The 15895-nt window shown below is 68.9% G+C and carries 14 protein-coding genes and 1 riboswitch; of the genes, 5 read left to right on the top strand and 9 right to left on the bottom strand.

What is annotated here, in order from left to right; genetic code table 11:
* Nucleotides 1-2: 2 nt before the first annotated feature.
* Nucleotides 3-1046, bottom strand: coding sequence for an SMP-30/gluconolactonase/LRE family protein (locus KZ810_RS08675; RefSeq protein ID WP_219768665.1), 1044 nt, complete (start codon nt 1044-1046; stop codon nt 3-5).
* Nucleotides 1043-3277: a glycoside hydrolase family 3 N-terminal domain-containing protein gene (locus KZ810_RS08670; protein ID WP_219768664.1), complete on the bottom strand. Its 2235-nt coding sequence runs from the start codon at nt 3275-3277 to the stop codon at nt 1043-1045. Before KZ810_RS08670 ends, KZ810_RS08675 begins: the two co-directional genes overlap by 4 nt.
* 242 nt (nt 3278-3519) lie before the next feature.
* Here KZ810_RS08670 and KZ810_RS08665 point away from each other — a divergent pair, with 242 nt between their 5' ends.
* Nucleotides 3520-4005 carry a gluconokinase gene (locus tag KZ810_RS08665; RefSeq protein WP_219769054.1) on the top strand — a complete coding sequence of 162 codons (486 nt, stop codon included), beginning with the start codon at nt 3520-3522 and terminating at the stop codon, nt 4003-4005.
* On the opposite strand, the gene KZ810_RS08660 is transcribed toward KZ810_RS08665, so the two are convergent.
* Nucleotides 4002-4679 (bottom strand): FadR/GntR family transcriptional regulator, encoded by a 678-nt coding sequence (locus KZ810_RS08660; protein ID WP_219768663.1) that lies wholly within the window; start codon nt 4677-4679, stop codon nt 4002-4004. The two genes, KZ810_RS08665 and KZ810_RS08660, sit on opposite strands and share 4 nt — an antisense overlap.
* Before the next feature lie 23 nt (nt 4680-4702).
* Nucleotides 4703-6040, bottom strand: a complete 1338-nt coding sequence (locus KZ810_RS08655; RefSeq protein WP_219768661.1) for a GntT/GntP/DsdX family permease — start codon at nt 6038-6040, stop codon at nt 4703-4705.
* A 256-nt stretch (nt 6041-6296) separates the two neighbouring features.
* Here KZ810_RS08655 and KZ810_RS08650 point away from each other — a divergent pair, with 256 nt between their 5' ends.
* Nucleotides 6297-6566 carry a response regulator transcription factor gene (locus tag KZ810_RS08650; protein ID WP_258044663.1) on the top strand — a complete coding sequence of 90 codons (270 nt, stop codon included), beginning with the start codon at nt 6297-6299 and terminating at the stop codon, nt 6564-6566.
* Between the two features lie 27 nt (nt 6567-6593).
* Here KZ810_RS08650 and KZ810_RS08645 read toward each other — a convergent pair whose 3' ends face one another.
* The 5 genes from KZ810_RS08645 to KZ810_RS08625 form a co-directional block, all read right to left on the bottom strand.
* Nucleotides 6594-7757 (bottom strand): acyl-CoA dehydrogenase family protein, encoded by a 1164-nt coding sequence (locus KZ810_RS08645; protein ID WP_219768659.1) that lies wholly within the window; start codon nt 7755-7757, stop codon nt 6594-6596.
* Nucleotides 7758-7835: 78 nt separating this feature from the next.
* Nucleotides 7836-8606, bottom strand: coding sequence for an ABC transporter ATP-binding protein (locus tag KZ810_RS08640; protein ID WP_219768658.1), 771 nt, complete (start codon nt 8604-8606; stop codon nt 7836-7838).
* Nucleotides 8603-9589 (bottom strand): FecCD family ABC transporter permease, encoded by a 987-nt coding sequence (locus tag KZ810_RS08635; protein ID WP_219768656.1) that lies wholly within the window; start codon nt 9587-9589, stop codon nt 8603-8605. The genes KZ810_RS08640 and KZ810_RS08635 overlap by 4 nt, the downstream gene beginning before the upstream one ends.
* Nucleotides 9586-10467, bottom strand: a complete 882-nt coding sequence (locus tag KZ810_RS08630) for an ABC transporter substrate-binding protein (protein ID WP_219768655.1) — start codon at nt 10465-10467, stop codon at nt 9586-9588. Before KZ810_RS08630 ends, KZ810_RS08635 begins: the two co-directional genes overlap by 4 nt.
* Nucleotides 10467-12410, bottom strand: a complete 1944-nt coding sequence (locus tag KZ810_RS08625) for a TonB-dependent receptor plug domain-containing protein (protein ID WP_258044662.1) — start codon at nt 12408-12410, stop codon at nt 10467-10469. The genes KZ810_RS08630 and KZ810_RS08625 overlap by 1 nt, the downstream gene beginning before the upstream one ends.
* A 231-nt stretch (nt 12411-12641) precedes the next feature.
* Nucleotides 12642-12864: riboswitch (cobalamin riboswitch) on the bottom strand.
* 224 nt (nt 12865-13088) lie between these two features.
* Between KZ810_RS08625 and KZ810_RS08620 the strand changes: the two genes are divergently transcribed.
* The 3 genes from KZ810_RS08620 to kdpA all read left to right on the top strand — a co-directional run bounded on the left by KZ810_RS08620 (nt 13089) and on the right by kdpA (nt 15888).
* Nucleotides 13089-13967 (top strand): TorF family putative porin, encoded by an 879-nt coding sequence (locus tag KZ810_RS08620; RefSeq protein ID WP_219768653.1) that lies wholly within the window; start codon nt 13089-13091, stop codon nt 13965-13967.
* A 114-nt stretch (nt 13968-14081) separates the two neighbouring features.
* Entirely contained in the window at nt 14082-14171 is a 90-nt protein-coding gene (gene kdpF / locus KZ810_RS08615) for a K(+)-transporting ATPase subunit F (protein WP_037531783.1), read from the top strand.
* Between the two features lie 13 nt (nt 14172-14184).
* Entirely contained in the window at nt 14185-15888 is a 1704-nt protein-coding gene (gene kdpA / locus KZ810_RS08610) for a potassium-transporting ATPase subunit KdpA (RefSeq protein ID WP_219768651.1), read from the top strand.
* Nucleotides 15889-15895: the final 7 nt, after the last annotated feature.

The following is a 15895-nucleotide window of genomic DNA, read 5'->3' as shown; positions in this document are numbered from 1 at the left end:
CGTCAGGTCATCGACGCGCGCAGTCGGACGCGCAGAACCGCGTCGCTGCTCGCCATGAACAGCGTGCGGCCATCTTCCCCGAAGGCGCAATTGGCGATCGGCTTGCCGCGTGCGATCAGGCCCAGCTTCCGGCCATCGGGCGCAAGGATGTAGAGCCCGCCGGGTCCGGTCGCGAACAGGTGCCCGTTGCGCGCCACCTTCATCCCGTCGGGCAATCCCGGCCATCCACGCTTCAACTCAGGCGTAAAGTCGACCAGCCGGCGCCCCTCGCCCACGCGCGCGCCGTCCGCCCCGAGCGCGTACACCCTGATCTCCGGCGCGACCTCATCAGAACAGCCGACGTACAGGCGATCCTGGCGGGGCGACAATGCGATACCGTTGGGCCGCCTGAGGCTCGCGTCGATCAGGTCGACCTCGCCGGTCGGGCTCAGCCGATAGACGCCGTTGAACACCAATTCCTTCAGCGGCGATGCATCGCCCTCCGCCAGACCATAGGGCGGGTCGGTGAAGTAGATCGTGCCGTCGCGCGCGATCGTCAGATCGTTGCAACTGTTGAAGCGCTTGCCCTCGAAACGGTCGGCGAAAATCGTCTTCTTCCGCGTCGCCAGATCGACCCGCGCGATCGCGCGCGTTCCCGAGTCCGCCATCACCAAAGCGCCCGATCGATCAATCGCCAACCCGTTCGCGCCCGCCTCGCGGATGCCCGCGGGGACCGAACCTCCAAGACCCGAAGGATGTAGGAACGGATGCGCGCCCTCCCGTGCCGTCCAGCGATGCACGGTATTTGCGGGGACGTCGGAGAACAGCAGATATTCGCCCCGCGCTACCCATACCGGGCCCTCCGCCCATTGGAGCCCCCGCGCGATGATCTCGATCGGGGCCGAGGGATCGAGGATACGGTCGAGCGCGGGGTCGAACCGCGTGATCGTGCCGACGGTTGCCGGTCGCACCGCGGGCCGCGCGATCGCGGCGGAGCTAACCACAGCCGCGCCGCCGAGGATCGCCGTTCGCCGTGTCACCTTCGTCACGAATGATTCCCCGCTCATGCTACCTCCACCCGCGTCGCGATCGACGCCGCCGGATCGCTGCCCTGCCCCGCACCGACCGTGAACCGACCACGCTGCCGGATGTCCGCGGACGAGCTGCCGACCATCACCTCGATCGTGCCCGCCTCGATCATCCACGCGCCCGCCTTCCACAAGGCGAGCTGCGCGTGCGCCAGCGTGAAGCGAACGGTACGCCGCTCGCCGGGCGCGAGCGTCACGCGCTTGAATCCGCGCAGTTCGGCAACGGGCCTCGCCACCGACGCGACCGGGTCGCGGATGTAAAGCTGAACGACTTCGTCGCCCGCGACAGCGCCGTCGTTGCTGACGACGACGCCGATCACCGTCGCATCGCCGCGCGGCTCGATCGTGAGCGGCGCGTAGCCGAAGCGCGTGTAGCTCAGCCCATGTCCGAAGGCGAACACGGGGCCGATGTCGGTGTCGTGATAGCGTGCGCTGTCGACCGCCAGATCGGGATTGGCCGGCCGTCCGGTCGGGACGTGCGCGTAGGTCATCGGCACCTGCCCCGTCGTGCGCGGCATCGCGATCGGCAGTCGGCCCGCGGGCGACACCTTTCCCATCAGGACGTCGGCGATCGCCGGACCGCCTTCGATCCCTAGGAACCACGTCTGCAGCACCGCCGGAATGCCCGTCAGCGCGTGCTCCAGCGCGAGCGGCCGGCCCCCCATGACGATCGCGACGATTGGCTTGCCCGCGCCGCGCACCGCCTCGGTCAGCGCCTGTTGATCGCCGGGCAGGCCGATGTCCGACCGGCTGCGTGCTTCGCCGGTCATGTCATAATCCTCGCCGATGACGAGCAGCACGACGTCGGCATTCGCGGCGACGCGAGCGGCGGCGGCCGGATCGGTGCCCGGATCGTACACGGCCTGCGGCAAGGCGCGGCGCAGCGTCACCGCATCCTCCGCCTGCCCGCGCGCGCGCCACGATCCGAGTTCCGAGGAGGCATCGTCCGCGAGCGCACCGATCAGCGCGATGCGCGCGGTGGGCTTGAGCGGCAACACCGCACCCTCGTTGCGCAGCAGTACGATCGAGCGGGTCGCCAGCTCGCGCGCCGTCCCGCGCGCAAGTGGTGCCTTCTCGCGTGCCGCGTCGCCGAAGCGGTAAGGATCGTCGAACAACCCCAGCCGCGCCTTGGTCATCAGGATGCGCATTACCGCCTGATCGATCAGCGGGACGAGCGACGCGTCAGCCGCAACCGCGGTCGCCAGATGATCGGCATAAGTGCTGCTCGCCATGTCCATGTCGACGCCCGCGTGCAGCGCCAGCGCCGCGGCCTCCGCCGGGGTGGCGGCGACCCCGTGGCTGATCAGTTCGGGAATCGCGTTCCAATCGCTGACGACCAGCCCCTGATAGCCCCAGCGTTCGCGCAATTTACCACGCACCAGCGCCTCGTTCGCGGTCATCGGCACGCCCGCAACGTCGTTGAACGCGGTCATGAAACTGCCCGAGCCCGCGCGCATCGCGGCGTGGAACGGCGGCAGATAGACCTCGTGCAGCGTCCGCTCGGATACGTCTGCGCTGTCATAATCTCGCCCGCCCGCGACCGCGCCGTAGCCGACGAAATGCTTGCTGCACGACAGCACGCGACCCCTGGCCAGCGGCTCGCGTGCGCGTCGTACCGGGCCCTCCAATCCGCGGACCTGCGCTTCCGCCATCCGGCTGCCGAGATACGCGTCCTCGCCCGCGCCCTCGACCACGCGGCCCCAGCGCGGATCGCGCGCGACGTCGACCATCGGCGTGAACGTCCAGTGCAGCCCCGCTGCCCAAGCTTCCTCCGCCATCAGCGCGGCGGCCCGTTCCATCATCGCCGGGTCCCAGCCGGCGGCGAGCGCGAGCGGCACCGGCAGCGTGGTGCGATAACCGTGGATCACGTCCATCGCGAACAGCAGCGGGATGCCGAGCCGCGATTCCTCGACCGCGATCTTTTGCAATCGCCTGAGCGGCTCGGCCCCGGCGACGTGAAGGAACGAACCCATCTCGCCGCGTCGCACCCGGTCGAGCATCGCGGCGTCGAGCCGCGAGTTGAGCGCTTTCTGCCGCCCGCCCGCTATCTGGTTCATCTGCCCGATCTTCTCGGACAGTGTCATGCGCGACAGCAGGTCGCGGATGCGCACGCCGTGATCGCGCGTGTCGCGCGCGATCGCAACCGGCGCCCAGGCGGAGGCAGCGAGCAAGGCGCTTGCCTTCATCACGTCGCGGCGGCCGACCCGCATTCCCGTTTCCGCCTCAACCACGCGCCCACCCCGTCCATCGCTCTCACCGGGCCGGATAGCGCACGCACGGACGCGTCGCGACCGGACCTTGGTCGTATACCCAGCTCGCCAACGTGCGACCTTGGTCCCGCTTCCGCGTTGACGCGTCGCTGCCTAGAGCCGCCGCGATTGGTATGACGAAGGAGAAGCAGCGCGTGACCCGGAACCCTGACGAGGCTGAGGCGCCGCTCGCCGTCATCGTCATGGGGGTCAGCGGATCGGGCAAATCGACGCTCGGATCGCTGCTCGCGCGCGTGCTCGACTGCCCCTTCCTCGAAGGCGACGACTTTCACGATACCGCCGCGATTGCGAAGATGCGTGCGGGCCATCCCCTAACCGACGCCGATCGCTGGCCGTGGCTCGACCGGTTAGGCCACGCGCTCGGCGATGCGGCGCGTGATAGCGGGCGCGCGGTTGCGACCTGCTCGGCGTTGCGCCGTCGCTATCGCGATCGATTGATCGCGGCGGCGGGCGGGCGCGTCCGCTTTGTGCTGCTCGAAAATGAGCGCGACGAACTGCTCCAACGGCTCGAACACCGGCGGGCGCATTACATGCCGCCCAGTCTCCTCGACAGCCAGCTCGACACGCTTGAGCGGCCCGCGCCTGACGAACCGGTGCTGGCACTCGATTCGCACCACAGCCCGCCTGAGCTCTGCCGCGCGGCGGTATCGTGGCTGACCGACGCCTAGGGCATCAACCGCTTGCGCCCCTCCGACAGGTGCCAGCGCATCGCGAGCGCGGCACCGTCCGCGTCCTGCGCGCGGATCGCGTCGACGATCATCTCATGCTCGCGCATCATCGCGCCGATCACCTCGGGCGGCCGCGAGCGCGAGATGTCGACGCCCGCGCGCATCACCTTCTCCACCTCGGCGACAAGCGCGTCGAACGCGGCGGCGAAGGCGGGGTTGGCGGTCGCGGCGACGATGCGGCGGTGCAATTCCATGTCCTCGTCGTGCGCGGGCGCGTCCGACAGCAATGCCGCGCGCAGCGCCTCCAGCGCTTCGTCGATCGCGGCCATCTCCTCGCCCGAGCGTCGGACCGCAGCGAGCCGCGCCGCCTCCGCCTCTAGAACGAAGCGGACTTCGTAGGTCCCGAGCGTCCGGGGCAGTTCGGCGACCGGCATGAAGGCGAGCATGCGATCGGACGGACGGCTCTTCACGAACGATCCCGCCCCACGCCGCGGCTCGGTGATGCCGTCCGACGCCAGCCGCGCCAATGCCTCGCGTACGATCGTGCGCGACATGCCGAACATCTCCGCCAGCCGCGCTTCCGAGGGAAGCCGGTCGCCGACGTTCAGGTCGTCCGCGTTGATGATCTCGACGATCGCGGTGTAGGCGCGATCCGTCAGCCGTTCCTGACCCAATGCCGGCCCTCCCCTGTTCGCGATCAGAATAGCGCGCTCGCCGCCAACACCAAGAGCAGGCCGACGACCGAGATCACCGTCTCGAGCGCCGACCAGGTGCGGAACGTGCCCGCGGTATCGGTGCCGAGATAGCCGCGGACCAGCCAGAAGCCCGGATCGTTGACGTGGCTGAAGAACACCGAGCCCGCGCCGATCGCCAGCACGATCCACTCGGGTGCGGTGCCGCTCGCCGCGACGACGCCCGGCATCACGCCCGCGGTGGTGATCGTCGCGACCGTCGCCGATCCGGTCGCGAGCCGGATGCATACCGCGACACCCCAGGCGAGCAGGATCGGCGACAGTGCGGCACCCGCTGCGGCACGGACCAGCAGGTCGGATAGTCCGGCGGTGACCAGCACCTGCTTGAGCGCACCGCCCGCACCGATCGCGAGCAGGATCGCCCCCGCGGGTGCCATCGTCTCCGCCCAGATCGCCGACTGGACGGGCGCGCGCAGTGCCTCGCGTCCGAACAGCAGCGGCAGCGCGGCGAGGCACGCGATCAGCAGGGCTAGGACCGGATTGCTCGCCGCCGCAAGCCACCCCGCGACCGTCGCACCGCGCGGCAGCAGCGGCGCGAGCTGCCCCGCCGCGATCAACACGACCGGCAGCAGCACGACCGCCAACGCACGCGCGGTCGATGGCGCTTGCGTCGCGATGCGCGCAGGCGCGAGCGTCGGCGGGGCCAGCGCGACGCCGCGGGTGGTCACGCGCGCGAGCAGCGGCCCCGCGATCACCGCGGTCGGCACCGCGACCATCACGCCGTAGAGGATCGTCCGCCCGAGATCGGCGCCGAGCGCCTCGACCGCCAGCAGCGGTCCCGGATGCGGTGGGACGAGCGCGTGGACGACCGACAGCCCCGTGATCGCCGACAGCATCAACCGCAACTTCGCCGCGTCGCTCGCCCCGGGCAGCGCGGCTGCAGCTGCCGCGACGATCGGCAGCAGCAACACCAGCCCGGTCTCGAAGAACAGCGGCAGTCCGATGACCAATGCGGTTGCGAGCGCCGCCCACGGCGCGCCCTTCGGCCCCGACCAGCGCAGCGCCCTTCGCGCGATCCCCCCGGCGCCATCGGACAATTGCAGCATCGCGCCGAGCGCCAGTCCGAGCGCGACCACCAGTCCGGTACCGCCGAGGATATCGCCCGCGCCCTTCTGCACCGCCTTGGCGGTATCGGCGACCGGCAAGCCGGCCAGCGACCCGACGACGAACGCGCCGCAGAGCAGCCCGAGGAAGGGATGAAACCGCGCCTTCACGATCAACACGACCGACAGGGCGATCCCCGCCAGCGCGGCGCCGAGCAGGTGCAGGTCGGCCGTGGTCACGACGCCGCGGCCATGACTGCCCATGCGGCATGACAGTTCGGCAATGCACCCCCCCCTGATCGACGCTTGTCGCGGCGTTTCGACAATATCTGTACGACAGGTCTGCGCACACACAAGTCGAAATAGCTGTGCGAGATAGTCGATTACCGCCAACGCGCTTGAACTTGTCGTACCACTTACGCTAGTCATGACGCACAATGAGTTCGCGCGAAACGAGGTGCGGGCCACGGTCGGTCGGATCGAGGGAGGTATGCGGATGGACGGGCAGCAGGCGCAGAAAACGGGCGGCACGGTGGTGGCATTCGCACCGCCTGCCTCGGCACGGCTCACGCCGACCCAGCTGAAGGTGATGGACGGCGTCAGGTCGGGGCTGCTCAACAAGCAGATCGCCTACGACCTCGGCATCGCGGAAGCGACCGTCAAGGCGCACATGACCGCGCTGATGCGCAAGCTGAACGTGCGCAACCGTACGCAGGTCGCGATGGCGGCGCAGGCGATGGGTTACGATCAGCGTCTCGCCGGCTGAGCGCGGTTAGCGTGCCCGGGCCGCGCGTCAGAACGACCGCGGCATGCCCAGCACGTGCTCGCCGACGTAGGACAGGATCATGTTCGCGCTGATCGGCGCGACCTGATACAGCCGCGTTTCGCGGAACTTGCGCTCGACATCATATTCCGCCGCGAAGCCGAAACCGCCGAACGTCTGCATGCACGCGTTCGCCGCCTTCCACGATGCGTCCGCCGCCAGATGCTTCGCCATGTTGGCCTCCGCGCCGCACGGCTCGCCCGCGTCGAACAACCGGCACGCCTCGTACCGCATCAGGTCGGCGGCGCGGATTTCCATATAGGCCTGTGCGATCGGGAATTGGACGCCCTGATTGCGACCGATCGGCCGATCGAACACGACGCGCTCCGATCCGTAGCGCGCCGCGCGTTCGATGAACCAGTAACCGTCGCCGATACATTCCGCCGCGATCAGCGCGCGCTCGGCGTTCAACCCATCCAGGATGTAGCGGAAACCACGCCCCTCCTCGCCGATCAACGCGTCGGCGGGCAACATCAGCCCGTCGAAGAACAACTCGTTGGTTTCGTGGTTGACCATGTTGCGGATCGGCCGGACTTCCAGCCCGCGGCCGATCGCTGCGTGCAGATCGACCAGGAACAGCGACAGGCCGTCGGTCTTGCGCCCCTCACCCGCGGGCGCGGTACGTGCGAGCAGGATCATCAGGTCGGAATGCTGGACGCGGCTGGTCCACACCTTCTGTCCGGTCACGACATATTGGTCGCCCCGCCGCTCGGCGCGCGTCGTCAGCGCGGTGGTGTTGCTGCCGGTCGTCGGCTCGGTCACCGCCATCGATTGGAGCCGCAGCCGCCCGGCGGCGATCTCGGGCAGGAAACGCCGTTTCTGCTCGGAGCCGCCGTGGCGCAGCAGCGTGTTCATGTTGTACATCTGGCCGTGGCACGCGCCCGAATTGCCGCCCACGCGGTTGATCTCCTCCATGATGATCGACGCCTCGGTCAGGCCGAGCCCCGCGCCGCCATATTCCTCGGGGATCAGCGCGGCCATCCAGCCCGCGCGCGTCAGCGCCTCGACGAACGCCGCCGGATAAGCACGCGCTTCGTCGACCTCACGGAAATAGGCGTCGCCGAATTCGCGCACCAGCGCGCGCACCGCGTCGCGGATTTCGGGGAAGTCGGACCGGGCGGCGGGAATTTCCATGCCCGCGAATGTGTCCGCGCCGACGGGCCCTGTCCATCCTCGCGCGACGCTTTCGAGCGGTGATCGCTTAAGCCGCGATTACCAGCCGCGGTAACGAATACCGCCCCCCTCCCCGTCGGCGACGACCTCGATCGGCGCATCGTACAGCGCCGAGAGTATCTCGCTCGTGACCACCGTTTGCGTCGGCCCCGCGGCGAGCACCCGCCCGCCCTTCATCGCGACGACGTCGTCGGCGATCCGGCGCGCGAGGTCGAGATCGTGGAGCGCGACGATCACCGCGCATCCACCGTCCGCCAGCGCGCGCAGGCGACGCCCGACCTCGATCACGTGCCGCGGATCGAGCCCCGCGGTCGGCTCATCGACGATCAGCACCTCGGGTGTGCCGACGGTCGCGCGCGCCATCATCACGCGCGCGAGCTCGCCGCCCGACAATTCGGTCGCGGGGCGCGTCGCCAGATCGGTCAGATCGAACTGCGCCAGCGTGTCGGCAACGCGTGTCTGTAAAGTCGGGGGCAGGCCACCGAACGCGGGCAGGCTGGGCGCCAGGCCCAGCGCGACGACGCGCTCGACGCTGATCGGCCACTCGACCCCGGCGCGCTGCGGCAGATACGCGCGCCGCCGCGCGAGAATTCGTCGATCGATCGCGGCGAGCGGTACCGCGTCGAGGCTGATGCTACCCGCATTCGGTGTCAGCAGCCCCGCCGCGACGCTCAGCAGCGTGCTCTTGCCCGCGCCGTTGGGCCCGATCACCGCCGCCAGCCGCCCGCGCTCGAACGTCACGTCGATCCCGTCCAGCACCCGCCGGCTACCGCGCACAACGCTTACGTGGTTCAGGATCAGCGCGCTCACGGCGTCCGCCCGCGCAGGTGAAGCACCAGCCAAAGAAAGAACGGCGTCCCGATCAGGCTGGTGAACACGCCGATGTTGAGCGGGGTGCCGTTGAAGACGAGCGTGCGCGAGGCAGTATCGGCGATCGTCACGAGTAGCGCACCCGCGATCGCCGCGGGCGCGAGGACGCGGCGCGGCTGATGCCCGACGAGCGGGCGGACCAGATGCGGCGCGATTAGCCCGACGAACCCGATCGATCCCGCCACCGCGGTCGACGCGCCGACCGCCAGTGCCGTTCCAGCGAGTGCGAGCACCCGCGTCCGCGCGACGTGCGTGCCCAAGCTCTCCGCCTGCGCTTCCCCCAGGGCCAGCGCGTCGAGCGCGGGCGCGGTTGCGCAGAGCAGCGCGCAGCCCAGCAACACGAACGGCAGCGACAAGGCGACGTGATCCCAGCTGCGATCGGCGAGCGTCCCCATCAACCACGCCATGATCTCGTAATTAGCGAACGGATCGGGTGCGAGATTGAGCGCGAGCATCGTCACCGCCGATGCGATGCTGCTGATCGCGACGCCGGTCAGGATCAACGACAGATTGCCCCCGCGCCGCGCGAGCAGCAACGCGATTAGCGCGGTCCCGAACGCACCGACGAGCGCGAACATCGGCGTCGCCAGCGCAAAACCGGTCGCGAACCCGAAATAGATCGCGATCACTGCGCCGAGCGATCCGCCCGCGGTGATGCCGAGCAGGCCCGGCTCGGCGAGCGGATTGCGCGTCAACCCCTGCAGCACCGCGCCCGACAGCCCCAGGCTGGCGCCGATCGCGAGCGCGAGCACCAGCCGCGGCAGGCGTATCTGCGTCACGATCAGCGCGGGCAGATAGGCCTCCCCGCCCATGATCGACGCGAGAACGCGCACCGGTGACAGCCACACCGTGCCCGCGAGCAGCGCCACGACGCTGGCCGCCACCAGCAGCGCGAGCAGCACCGAAATCAGCCAGCGGTTCACGAAAGACCAGCCGGAATGACCGGGCCAGCGGGCAGCCCCTGCGCGACCGAGCGCAATTCGTCGCGGAGCCGACGCGCGCCTTCGGCGGCGAACGGCGTGCCGCAGCCGAACCATGCCTGACGCAGCGTGATCGTGCGCCGTTTCCCCCAGAAACGCCGCACGACCGGGTGCCGCTCAAACTCCGCGCGGCGGCCGGGTGCGCCATCGGCCGCGCTGCCCCGGATCAGCACGTCGGGCGCAGCCTGCAACAGGACCTCGGCATCGGCGCGGCGGTAACCGTTTGCGGGTGGCCGGGTGGCGACATTCACCGCGCCCGCCGCGGCGAGCACCTCGTTGAAGAGCGTCCCCTCGCTCGCCCCGAAACCGCCGCCGTCCCACGCTGCCACCCGCAGGGGCGGTGCGGGGTCACGCCGGAGCGCCGCCAGCTCTGCGTCCATCCGCGCGATCAGCGTTTCGCCGCGCGCGACCTCGCCGACCGCGCGCGCGACTTGCCTAGTCGCCGCGCGGATCGCGTCGAAGTTTGCAGCGTGCGGCACCTCGACCATCGGGTACCCCAGTCGGTGGAGCATCGCGCGCGTCGCGGGCGTGCTCGTCGCGCCGGTTACGACCAGGTCGGGGCGCTGGCTCACCACGTCTTCCGCGTTGCCGTGATTGACCGCGACGCGCGCCGCGGCCCCGGTCAGCAGCGAGCCCGACGGATCGCGCGCCAGCCACGTCACCGACGCGATCCTGCTGGGCGGCAGCAGCGCCAGCACCAATTGGTCGGTGCACAGGTTCATGCTCATCACGCGCATCGGCCTGCCAGTCATGCGCGGCGCGCCTACGTCGCCGCCGGCACAGGCGGCGAGCGGCAGCGCGAGCACGACCGGCCAGCGCATCAGAACCGCGCCCTCACCCCGCCGATCGCGCTGCGGCCGGGCGAGGCGAAGCTGAACACGTCCTCGTATCGCTCGTCCAGCAGGTTGTCGACGCGGCCGAACACCGTGAGCCCGCCGGTGAGTTTGTATTCCGCGTTCAGGTTCATCAGCACATATTCGCGCAGCGACACGCGCACCGGCACGTAGCTCGGATCCGTGTAGGCCAGATCATCCTGCCGCCCGTTGTACCGCAGCGTCAGCGTGCCGGAGAAGCGCTGGTCGTCGCTGAACACGGTCGCGTTGACGCTGCCGATATGATGCGGGCGGCGTACCTCGTTGACCCCGTTCTCGGTCGCGTCGAGCCAGGTATAGGCGAGGTCGAACTTGATCTGCGGGATCGGCCTGGCGCTGGCGAACGCCTCAATGCCGTGCTGCTTCGACCGCGTGTCACGGTTGGCGGGCGTCGCGATGAAGTCGGGCGCGGGATAGGTGGTGAAAATCTCGTTCTCGAGCCTGCTGTCGAAATAGGTCGCGCCGATTGTCGCCTTGCCGCGCGCGATGTCCCAGTCCGCGCCCGCTTCCCAGCCCTTCGACTTCTCCGGCTTCAGGTTGGCATTGCCGATGTAGCGGCCGTCCGAATAGCCGAACAGTTCGTAATAGGTCGGGTTCTTGACGCCGGTCCCGTACGCACCGCGCACGCGCAGCCCGATCGGCAGACGGTAGCCTGCCTGCAGCCGGTAGGTCGTCACGTCGTCGAACCGGTTGTTCTGGTCCTGCCGGATGCTCGCACCCGCCGACAGCGCGTCGTCGACCGTCAGCTCATATTGGCCGACAAACCCCCAATTCTCGGTCGAGCGGCGGCCGCGGAACACGAAGTCCGACGGCGTCGTATTCTCGAACTCCTCGCGCTCGAAATCGATGGCACCGGTCAAACGGTTGACGACACGCTCGCTGCCGAAGCGGAAGCTCGTCTCGTACGTCCCCTTGTAGCGCCGCCCGATGTCGCCCGACGAGCGTACGTCGGCGTCATATCCTTTCCGCGTCGTATCGGCGAACTGACCAGTCAACGCGTTGTTCCAGCGCCCGTCGGCCAGCGACAGGTCGGCGCGCACCAGCCCGTAGAAGGCGTTCTGGCGATAGAAGGTGCCGGGCGAGTCGATCGTGTATCCGAACAGCGGGCTCGTCGGGTCGTTGTCCGAATTGTTCGTGTCGGCGTCGACGTAACCGTAGCGCCCAACTCCCGTCAGCTTGAACGTGGCGGACGGCGTCCACGTCACCTTGGCGGTCGCGTTGACCATCGTCGCGCCCACGTCGCGCGATCCGACGCGTGCGGTCGGATAGCCATCGGTGCGATAGGCCGACGCGGAGGCGACATAGTCGAGCGTATCGGAATATCCCCCCACCCGCGCGCCGCCGCTCGCGGTTCCGAACGATCCGCCCTCCGCGCGTAGCGACACGCCGGGCAGTTCGCGCCCGGTCAGCGTGATGTACTGGATGACCCCGCCGATCGCATCGGAGCCATAGAGCGACGATTGCTGCCCGCGCAGCACCTCGATCTTCGCGGCCTCGTCCGCCAGCAGCGTGCCGAAATCGAATTCGCCCAGATACGGGTCGGACGCCTTGATCCCGTCGACCAGCACCAGCACGTGATTGCTCTCGCTGCCGCGCACGCGCACCTGCGTCAGCCCGCCGATTGCCCCCGCGCGGCTGATTGCCAGCCCTGGTACGTCGCGCAGCACGTCGGAGACGATGCGCGTCTGTCGCTCGGCCAGATCGGCGTTGGTCAGCAGCGTGACCGACGCTGGCAGGTTCCTCACCTCCACCGCGTCGCCCGAGCGCGAGGCGGTGACGACAATGTCGTTCCCTGCCGCATCCTTGGTCGGCAGTGTCGGGTCGCTCTGCGCCCACGCCGGCGTGGCGGCGACCAGCGCCAGGAACGAGACCGATATGGCGATATTATTCATGTTACTTCCCCCATGCGTCGCGACGAACCGTATGGTCGGGGCTGTCCGCCGGGCTGCGGCGGACGCGTGCGCGACGGATTTGGCCGGCGGACGCTCGCCCACGGACCCGTCGCACCGCTCGCGGCCCCGGACCGCACGGCTGGAGCACCCGGCAGGCACCCGCCTGTCGGCCGCTCGAACTGTCGCTCTGACGGAGGTTCTCCGTGCCCTGGCCATCCCCTGGACCCGAGCAATGAGCGACGCGCGTCGGCAGGTCTCCTGGCTCGCGGGTCATCGCTCGGTACGCGCCTTCCCAGGTTTCCCCAGTGGCTGCGACGACAATGGTGCCGCCGCGTGCGCATCTCGCTCGCCGCTCACAGTTGCAGGGACAGCTGCGGTTTCGGCACGCCGTCGGCGCCCGTTCCGCATTCCCGTTTCAAGCCCCTCTCGGGGCACCGTCGCGATCTGTCGAAGACGGGTGAACCCGCCCTCGACCCGCCGCCCCTAGCCGAGCGCGCGCGCGCCGCAAAGCGCTTTCCACCGCTCGCGCGATCACGGCGGCGCGCCGGTCGCCGCTATATGCCAACTATACGCGAAACCCCGCGATCGCTCTCGAATTGCTACGCGCCATGCGCCTAATCGGCTGCCCCTGAGGGCGTGCCGATTGTCGGTCCGTCCCGATCGGACGTGGGGCGAGAAATGAGAATATATGGTCCGGTGCTGGCGGCGGCGCTGCTGGTGCACCCGTTGGCGGCGCAGGCGCAGACGGCATCCGCGGGTCAGCCCGATACCGCGGCGCCCGAGGCGCCGCCGCCCGCGATCACCGTCAGCGGATCGGCCGCGATCGTCTCCGACTATCGTTTCCGCGGCGTGTCGCAGTCCGACCGTCAAATGGCGGTACAGGGCGGGATCACCGTGTCGCACGACAGCGGGCTGTATGTCGGTACCTGGGGATCGAACCTCGCCGGCTGGGGGACGTTCGGCGGCGCCAACATGGAGCTCGACCTGATCGGCGGCTACAAGGCGAAGCTCGCCGACAATGCGACGCTCGACGTCGGGCTCACCTGGTACGTGTATCCCGGCGGCGCGGACAAGACCGACTTCGCAGAGCCTTATGCCAAGCTGACCGGCACCGCCGGCCCCGCCACGCTGACCGCGGGTGTCGCCTACGCGCCGAAACAGCAGGCGATCGGCAAATGGTACAACACCGGGGCGGATGCCGCGGCGGGCGTCTACAACCGGCCGGGCGCGAAGGACGACAACCTCTATCTATGGGGTGACGGCGCCGCCGCGGTCCCGGGCACCCCCATCACCGCGAAGGCGCATGTCGGGCACAGCTGGGGCCAGGACGGCCTCGGCCCCAACGCGACCGCGGTGTCGCCGACCGGCGCGTACTGGGATTGGTCGCTCGGCGCCGACGCGACGTACCGGAACCTGACCTTCAACGTCAGCTACGTCGACACCGACATTTCCAACCGCGACGCCGCCTATCTGCGCCCCAGCTTCAGCAAGGGGCAGGACGGCACCGGCAACATCGCGAACGGCACGATCGTCGTCTCGCTGACCGCCGCTTTCTGAGCGTGAAAGGCAATATCGATGAACGACCTCCTCTGGATCGCGATCATCATCGGGCTCGTCGCGCTCACGCTCGCTTACGCGCGCATTTGCGACCACGCGTGAGGGGGCGCTGACATGACGCTCGACCTGTGGCTCGCCGCGCTGACCGCGCTCGGCCTTCTCGTCTATCTCGTGGCGGTACTGATCCGCCCCGAACGCTTCTGAAGGGAGCGGTACCATGACCATTCAGGGCTGGTTCCTGATCATTGCCTTTACCGGCATCCTCCTCGCGCTCACCAAACCCGTCGGCATGTGGCTCCATGCGCTCTACGAGGGCCGGCGGACGCCGCTCCACGTCGTGCTGGGGCCGGTCGAACGCGGCTTCTACAAACTGTCGGGCATCGATCCGAACGCCGAGCAGGGCTGGCGCCGCTACGCGCTCCACATGCTGCTGTTCAACGTGGCGCTGCTGATCCTGACCTACGCCGTGCTGCGATTGCAGGGCGTGCTGCCGGGCAATCCGCAGGGGCTCGCCGGGCTGTCGCCCGACCTCGCATTCAACACCGCGGTCAGCTTCACCACCAACACCAACTGGCAGAGCTACGGCGGCGAGGCGACGATGTCGAACCTCAGCCAGATGCTCGGGCTCACCATCCACAATTTCCTGTCGGCGGCGACCGGCATCGCGCTCGCCTTCGCGCTGTTTCGCGGCTTCGCGCGGCGCAGTGTAGCGACGATCGGCAATTTCTGGGCCGACGTGACGCGGGTCACGCTCTACCTGCTGCTGCCGCTCTGCATCGTCTACGCGCTGTTCCTCGTCGCCTCGGGCGTGCCGCAGACGATGGCGGGCGTCGTCGACGTGCAGACGCTGGAGGGCGCGCGTCAGTCGATCCTGTTAGGCCCCGTCGCCAGCCAGGAAGCGATCAAGATGCTCGGCACCAACGGTGGCGGCTTCTTCAACGCCAATTCCGCGCACCCGTTCGAGAACCCGACCGCGCTCGTTAATCTCGTCCAGATGCTGTCGATCTTCCTGATCGGGTTCGGCCTCACATGGACGTTCGGCAAGGCCGTCGGCAACACGCGCCAGGGTTGGGCGATCCTCGCAGCGATGGTGATCCTGTTCCTCGCCAGCGTCAGCGTCAGCTACTGGCAGGAGGCGGCGGGCAATCCGATCCTGCACCAGCTGGGCGTCGCGGGCGGTAACATGGAGGGCAAGGAGGTACGCTTCGGCGTCGCCGCCAGCGCGCTCTTCTCCGTCGTCACGACCGCCGCATCGTGCGGCGCGGTCAACGCGATGCACGACAGCTTCACCGCGCTGGGTGGTCTCGTTCCGCTGTTCAACATGCAATTGGGCGAGGTCGTGATCGGCGGCGTCGGCGCGGGCATCTACGGCTTCCTGCTGTTCGCGATCCTCGCGGTGTTCGTCGCCGGCTTGATGGTCGGGCGGACGCCCGAATATGTCGGCAAGAAGATCGAGGCGCGCGAAGTGAAACTCGCCGTGCTCGCAATCGCGGTGCTGCCGCTCATGATCCTGGGGCTGACCGCGCTGTCTTCGGTGCTGCAACAGGGGCTCGCGGGGCCGCTCAACAAGGGGCCGCACGGGTTCAGCGAAATCCTCTATGCCTTCACCAGCGCCGTCGCGAACAACGGCTCGGCCTTCGCCGGCCTGACCGCCAATACGCCATATTATAACGGGCTGCTTGGCGTCGCGATGTGGGTCGGCCGCTTCTTCATCATCGTGCCGATGCTGGCGATCGCGGGCAGCCTCGCGGCGAAGAAGTACACGCCGGAGAGCGCGGGGTCGTTCCCGACCACGGGCGGCCTGTGGGTCGGCCTGCTGGTGGGCATCATCCTCGTCCTAGGCGGCCTCACCTTCCTGCCGAGCCTTGCGCTCGGTCCCATCGCCGATCATCTCAGCATGATCCGCGGCCAGTTGTTCTGACACGGGG

Source organism: Sphingomonas citricola, from assembly GCF_019429535.1.
GTDB lineage: Bacteria > Pseudomonadota > Alphaproteobacteria > Sphingomonadales > Sphingomonadaceae > Sphingomonas > Sphingomonas citricola.
The sequence above is the reverse complement of the archived record's forward strand: the minus strand, read 5'-3'. Positions and strand labels throughout refer to the sequence as shown.

Excerpts from the sequence above, each read along its gene's own strand:
- KZ810_RS08675 (WP_219768665.1), bottom strand. The coding sequence starts at position 1,046 with ATGAGCGGGGAATCATTCGTGACGAAGGTGACACGGCGAACGGCGATC.
- KZ810_RS08670 (WP_219768664.1), bottom strand. The coding sequence starts at position 3,277 with ATGCGGGTCGGCCGCCGCGACGTGATGAAGGCAAGCGCCTTGCTCGCT.
- KZ810_RS08665 (WP_219769054.1), top strand. The coding sequence starts at position 3,520 with ATGGGGGTCAGCGGATCGGGCAAATCGACGCTCGGATCGCTGCTCGCG.
- KZ810_RS08650 (WP_258044663.1), top strand. The coding sequence starts at position 6,297 with ATGGACGGGCAGCAGGCGCAGAAAACGGGCGGCACGGTGGTGGCATTC.
- KZ810_RS08645 (WP_219768659.1), bottom strand. The coding sequence starts at position 7,757 with ATGGAAATTCCCGCCGCCCGGTCCGACTTCCCCGAAATCCGCGACGCG.
- KZ810_RS08630 (WP_219768655.1), bottom strand. The coding sequence starts at position 10,467 with ATGCGCTGGCCGGTCGTGCTCGCGCTGCCGCTCGCCGCCTGTGCCGGC.
- KZ810_RS08625 (WP_258044662.1), bottom strand. The coding sequence starts at position 12,410 with ATGAATAATATCGCCATATCGGTCTCGTTCCTGGCGCTGGTCGCCGCC.
- KZ810_RS08620 (WP_219768653.1), top strand. The coding sequence starts at position 13,089 with ATGAGAATATATGGTCCGGTGCTGGCGGCGGCGCTGCTGGTGCACCCG.
- kdpF (WP_037531783.1), top strand. The coding sequence starts at position 14,082 with ATGACGCTCGACCTGTGGCTCGCCGCGCTGACCGCGCTCGGCCTTCTC.
- kdpA (WP_219768651.1), top strand. The coding sequence starts at position 14,185 with ATGACCATTCAGGGCTGGTTCCTGATCATTGCCTTTACCGGCATCCTC.